2 protein-coding genes are annotated in these 3,342 nt (G+C 35.4%); both read right to left on the bottom strand.

What is annotated here, in order from left to right; translation table 11 throughout:
* Window positions 1-87: 87 nt before the first annotated feature.
* Complete coding sequence (locus ENO17_01665; GenBank protein HER23753.1) at window positions 88-1,131, bottom strand: bifunctional phosphoglucose/phosphomannose isomerase; 1,044 nt, start codon at window positions 1,129-1,131, stop codon at window positions 88-90.
* 207 nt (window positions 1,132-1,338) lie between these two features.
* The gene (locus tag ENO17_01670; protein ID HER23754.1) at window positions 1,339-3,171 is read right to left on the bottom strand and encodes a DUF1565 domain-containing protein; all 1,833 of its coding nucleotides are present in this window, start codon (window positions 3,169-3,171) and stop codon (window positions 1,339-1,341) included.
* Between the last annotated feature and the right edge of the window lie 171 nt (window positions 3,172-3,342).

The raw sequence follows: 3,342 nt of genomic DNA on the forward strand, positions 1-3,342 counted from the left end.
ATTAGCCGATGGGCAATTAGGTAGTTTATAAAGATTAATCAATTCTTTAATTCTTTTCCTTAATTCTTTAATTTGCAAACTATTATTTTATTTAGCTAACTCTTTCTTTAGATCCTCTATGCAGTATACAGGTGAAGGGTCAACCCGGTTTAATATTGCCAAATAATAGCTCACCAGATCACCTAAAAAAATAAGTGAAAACATGCGAGCCATCTTCCCTTTGCCTTTGGTGGGGCAAATAATAAATTCGACTACTTTTTCCTGGATAATCTTTCGGGTAATTTGCCGTCTCTGCTCCACTCTTAAAAGCCCTTCTTTATCCTGAAGATAAACAATTTTTACCTGTCGATTTATGTTATTCTCTATTTCATATCCCACTATTTCGTTATGGTTAAGCTCGGGAAATACATTCCAAAAACAAGGCCATTTACTATTTTCGTTTATCTGAGTCTTCCAGCGCATAGCCACTGCTTCTAATAATCCTTCAGAACCGTAAATAAGAGGAAGATGTTTATAAAGACTCAAGGCTATCTTTTTGGCAAAATTGTTTTTAATGATAGATTGAGCACTATATTCTTTAGAAAGGTCTTGCAAAATATTAATTGTCTCTTCTATTTCACTACTTCTTTCCTTTATTAAAGCTAGTCTCTCTAAAGCTTTTAGGACAGGAAAGAACAGATACGAGATAGCAGCTCGAGGCTGAATACCTGTCGGCACTTTTATTATAGGAAAGTACTTCTCTTGGGAAAGAGAAGCCAATTGGCCACCTGAAGTCAAGGCAATAATCGTGGCTTTGGCATCTATACATTTCTTTAAAGCAGAGAGGGTCTCTTCGGTATTTCCCGAATAGCTGACCGCAAAAACCAAAGAGTCTTCACTCACAAATTTAGGTATATCATAACCTCGAATGACGAGAATAGGAATTGTTAGCTCATCAGCCAAATAATCAGCTAATAGATCTCCGCCGATAGCTGATCCACCCATTCCTAATACTATGATATTCTTGAAATTACTGGGAGGGGTTGTGGTGGTATCAGGATTAGGTAAAAGGTCGGTTGGAATAACAAATTCTTCACCCAAACGCCAAGCATCTCTCATTTTCTGGGGAAATTTCTCTAAAAGCTCTATCATATTAGCCTGATCCAAATCAGAAAAATCTCTATCTAATATACTATCGATATTATTATTTTTATTTTTTCTATTTTCTACTATAGCTCATTCCTCCCCATATTTTTATCTATCTTTCTACAATTTATAACATACCACACAACCTCTATTCAAGCAAGTACAAAAAGGTAAACTTTCGTGCCAGGCACTAAAGTTTACCTTAGGTAGAAATTAGGGCTCTACGGAAAGGTAAGGAGAAAAATTTATCGGTCCTTTCCCTTTTGTTACGTCCCAGTAAGCCCAGTCACTTGAAATGGCTGCATTATTGGGATTCCCTGGATATTTTGGACCAGCAGTATCCCCCCACCAATTGTCTTTCGCGTAAATATTATGGGTAGTTTTGTTGCTAATTCCGTGAATAAAGTTTCCGGTTATTTTATTCTGACCCTCGCTCCCTTTATCTCCACCACCGATATCCGGATTTACTGCATCTCCTAAAGCATCATCAATAAGAATCCCATAAGCAGTGTTATCGTGAATATTGTTATAAGAAATAATCGGGGTGGCACTCCCTCGACATAAAATTCCGGTATTATTATTTCTGACATTATTTCCCTTAATCTCAGGACAAGAATCTTCATAAGTGCGTATACCATGCAGATTAGATAATATAGAATTATTTTCGATGATACCCGCCCCGCCTGTTGCAACTTTTATCCCGCTGCTACTGTTATTTTCAATATTATTATCTTCAATAATAGGAGCGGAATTGCTATAATTTATACCATAATCTTTATTGTTTTTTATTAAGTTGTTATTTATATCTATAGAGGAATAACTATCAAAATAAATTCCGGTACTAGCGCTACTGGCACTTTCAATAGTAAAACCAGATATAGTAATATTGTCTGCCTGCAAACTAATTAAATTACCCGATAAGCCACCTCCTGAGATAAAGGTATTGTCCCGACTTGCTCCACGAAGAGTAATACTTTTATTTACTATCAGCTGTTCATTGTAGGTGCCTGCGGCAACTATCACGGATTTTCCTGGAGTAGCCGCCTCTATAGCCTCGCAGATGGAATTAAATGGATAAGTCTGGGTACCATCTTCTATTCCACTTATATTTTCTATATCTACATAGGTATTGGGGTCATATTCGATTAGTGTGAGATTAGCGGAGCTTTCATTGCCAGCGGCATCACTTGAAGTAATTGATAAATTGTTGGTTCCTTCTGATAGATGATAAGAATAAGACCAATCGGTAGATGGATTCAAAGAAATCACTACTATGCCATTAATTATAATTGAAGTATTACTTTCTTTGGTACCTGATAAAACTTGATAAGAAATATTTGTGGGCGAAGTGATGATATTTAAGGTAGGTTGGGTAGGCGGTGTTATATCATTTATGGTAATATTCCATTGATTATAATCATATAATTCTCCATCACTCACTAATACTTTTATCGTTTTCTGACTACAATCTCCGCTGCCAGCAGAATAGGTCCAGCTGCTTATTGAATCATTTCCTAAAACTGAATGGTTAGATACTTCTTTTCCATTTAAGAACCATCGATAGCTTAAGTTGGGATTCAAGTCAATATCGTGAGCTTGTATTTCAAATTTTACTGAATCTCCCTCATTAATCTTAATATTTGAATTAGCAGGGGAATAAGAAATAATTTGAGGAGAATTATTCACATTAGACACTTCGACATCAAAATTCTGAGTTGCGCTGCTTTGCATATCATCAGAAACCAAAATGTTTACCGGGTGAGCACCCACTTGATTATTAGTGGGAACCCAGGACATTAACCCGCTCTCCTTATCAATGCTCATCCCTTCAGGTTTAATGGTAAGAAAATAGCTCAATTCATCATCATTGGAATCAACTGCCTGTATTTGATATGAATAGAGCTGATCTTCCGTAGCAGTAGTAATTGGTTCGGAAATTATAACTGGTGCACTATTTAAAAAAGGAAAAATTCCCTCTAAACTTAAACAACCTGCCATCAACATTACCGAAACTAATCCAAATAATAACATTAAAATTTTCTTCATCTCTTATTATATTCCTTTCTTTTCTTTAAATATTTTCAAATGGTTCTAAAGCGATTAAAATTTGCCTTTGTAATCATTTGTTAGGAATTTTGCTGTAAATAATGCTGTAAATAATGCTGTAAATAATGCTGTAAATAATAAGGTAAGTAAGAAGTATTTATAGTACTGATA

The organism is Candidatus Atribacteria bacterium, assembly GCA_011056645.1.
GTDB classification, from domain to species: domain Bacteria; phylum Atribacterota; class Phoenicimicrobiia; order Phoenicimicrobiales; family Phoenicimicrobiaceae; genus Sediminicultor; species Sediminicultor quartus.